This window comes from Geobacillus sp. DSP4a (genome assembly GCF_013096875.1).
GTDB lineage: Bacteria > Bacillota > Bacilli > Bacillales > Anoxybacillaceae > Geobacillus > Geobacillus thermophilus.
The window spans coordinates 1-2,252 of sequence record NZ_SDLD01000100.1; the positions used below are offsets into that span (position 1 = coordinate 1).

The following is a 2,252-nucleotide window of genomic DNA, read 5'->3' on the forward strand; positions in this document are numbered from 1 at the left end:
GCCTTTCCTCGTTCCAAGGGCTTTTCGTGAAAAAGTGACTGAGCGTCGTTCGATGATTCGGATGAAAGCTCCAGTAATGAATATCAGTCAATGTTCCCGAGAATCCCTTGGTGGTCAAGGCATCGACGATATGAATGAGATGCTTGATGACCGGTTTGGAAAGCTGCAGCGTCAACCCCAGCGTGAAGAAAAACTTGTGGATTCCTTGGTGATGTGCTAATTTATTCATGAGACATGAACCTCCTTGTGGATAGTTGGTGGTACATCTATTCTAACCAAGGAATCGGGTTCATGTCTCCTTTTTTGTTTAGTTGTCAATTTATGTAAGTGAATTTGCTCATCTACAGTTCCTGTATTTACATTTTCTAATCCTACAGCTACAGATTGATCTATTATAGTTACTTTATTTAACAAGTTATTAGACTTTAAAGTCTGTAAAAGCATTTTGTGTGCGCTTGATCCGTAGGGGACAGAAACCTCTTTCCCCTTTAACTGACTAATATCATTAATGCCATCAATTGGAGCTATTATGCTTTGATTCATCCCGTTTTTTCCTTTTCCATCAATAGCTACTATTTTCGCATCTAATTGTTCTAGCTCAACCGACTTGGCACCAGCTAATAAAGCAGGCATATCACCAAGGAATGCTATTTGTACTTTACCTGAAGACATAGCATTTACAAGTGGAACACCTGATGATGAGTTAAACCATTGTATTTCAATTTCCGCATCTGGATACATCTCTAATAATTTCTTTTCAAAAATCTTTTGATTTTTAATAATTGTAGCGCCCCACGTCTGAGCCGTAGGAGTTTGATATCCGATTGTTAAGCTTATACTTTTTTTATCTAGATTGGGTTTACTTTGCTTAGAAGAACAAGATGCCAATAATAGTACTATAAATATTAACAAAATTTTGAAATATTTATAGCTTATCGACATCATTTTTCCATTAACCCCCATACAACGTTCTCTTCGAACCAATCTCTTATAATGAATATTCGTTGTTCTACTTCTTTTAATGTATTTCCCCTCACCAGTACTATTGCTATAGAATCAATTACAGAGTTAGGATTATTAAAAGTTTCACCCTCATTTCCGAAAGGATCATACAATACTACCCAATCAAATGGAATTTTAGATGGCCTGGACAATAATTTACCATTTTTCGAAGGGATAAAGACTCCACCTACTAAACTTTTTAGTTCTACTGTCGAGGGGATTTCTATAGGTAATGAGCACTCATTTCTCACCCATATCCTATATAAATCTATTCCATACGCCTCATTTATAGCGGCATCAAGTCGTCCACCTCCGACTCTTGAAGCAATCTCACAAAAAACTAATTCATCATTTTCTGTATGGAAAATTTCACAATGGAATGGTGTAAAATTCGGAGTGGGTAATGATTTAATTATTTCTTCAGTAAAATATTTTATTCTTTTAAATAAACTGTGATTAGGTGGTAATAAAGTATACGAAGAACCTTTTTTAAAACTGAGTGCATCATCTAGATATTGTCCCACTGAAATAAAAGCTATTTTTCCATCGGAAATTATTCCATCAACATTGTGCATTGTCCCTTTTATAAAAGTTTCTACCATCATATCTTTTGGTATTCCTTTTTCTAAATATAATTTTAGCTCTTGATGGTTTTTTATTACACTTACACTTTTTGATGCCATTCCATCTACCGGTTTGATAATAAAAGGATAACCGTGTGTCTTTTCAAAGTCATATAAATCTACTGAGCTTTCAATTTTTTTATACGCAGGCGTTTTTAATCCGGCGCTAGAAACGTAGTCCTTCATAATAACTTTATCTCTGAAGGCAAGTGCACTTTTCATATTTTGACCTCTTAGATTAAATCTCTCTCTTAGTCTAGCTGCTCTAACAATTTCTGTTTCATCTAAAGCTATTATTGCATCATACGGATTTTGTTCATATAACTCAATTGCGTCATAATCTACCAAACCATTATCTTGAAACTTTTTATAAGATTTCTTTATATCAAATCCTACAAATTGATCTGAAAATCTCTCATTAGTGAACAAATATATTTCACTGTTATAATCTTCAAGCCATTCTTTGTATTTTGCAACATTAATCGGAAATCTGTTTAGTACCTGAATCCGTGACAAAACATCTTTACAATGGTCGCAAACCGTTGATACGATAAGGGAAAACGACGTTGACGATTCTTCATCAAGTAGGTGATATGATGAAAGATTTCCCGATTCGGTTTGTATTGA

Annotated in this window: 2 protein-coding genes and 1 pseudogene; all 3 read right to left on the reverse strand. The window is 34.5% G+C overall.

All coding sequences use genetic code 11. The features are described 5' to 3' along the window. A pseudogene (locus tag ETC02_RS16415) lies at nucleotides 1-229 on the reverse strand (IS701 family transposase); the annotation flags it as partial. Continuing rightward, entirely contained in the window at nucleotides 226-963 is a 738-nt protein-coding gene (locus ETC02_RS16420; protein ID WP_157807576.1) for an ABC transporter substrate-binding protein, read from the reverse strand. The gene ETC02_RS16420 and the pseudogene ETC02_RS16415, both read right to left, overlap by 4 nt. After that, a partial coding sequence (locus ETC02_RS16425) for an ATP-grasp domain-containing protein (protein WP_171698430.1) occupies nucleotides 942-2,252 on the reverse strand: 1,311 nt, incomplete at its 5' end. The genes ETC02_RS16420 and ETC02_RS16425, both read right to left, overlap by 22 nt.

Bases quoted from the DNA above. Each gene is read 5' to 3' on its own strand.
- ETC02_RS16420 (WP_157807576.1), bottom strand. From the start codon at position 963: ATGGGGGTTAATGGAAAAATGATGTCGATAAGCTATAAATATTTCAAA.